At 52.1% G+C, this 309-nt stretch carries 1 protein-coding gene; it reads right to left on the bottom strand.

Annotated features, from left to right (window positions below; translation table 11 throughout):
- On the bottom strand, positions 1–280 hold a 280-nt coding region (locus Q4563_RS18510; protein ID WP_303605554.1), incomplete at its 3' end, for a bile acid:sodium symporter.
- Positions 281–309 lie beyond the last annotated feature (29 nt).

Genomic DNA, 309 nt, shown 5'->3' with positions numbered 1-309 from the left:
TCATTAGACCAACCGGCAAACCAAACTGGTTGATCTCCGCACCAGCGAATTGCATATACACAGCAAATAACACCGGCAAGGTAAACGGCACCAGCAGGCTCGTCATCGCCGTCAAAGAAATACTCAGCGCCACATTACCGCGCGCCAGGAAAGTCAGCATGTTGGACGTGGCACCACCAGGGCAAAGCGCCACCAGAAACAGGCCGGCACCGGCCATCAAGGGTAATTTGAACAACACAATAATGATCAGGGCAATGACAGGTAACACGACTATCTGCAAGAACAAGCCTATCAGGCACACTGTTGGCT

It is taken from the genome of Gilvimarinus sp. 1_MG-2023, from assembly GCF_030548285.1.
The sequence above is the reverse complement of the archived record's forward strand: the minus strand, read 5'-3'. Positions and strand labels throughout refer to the sequence as shown.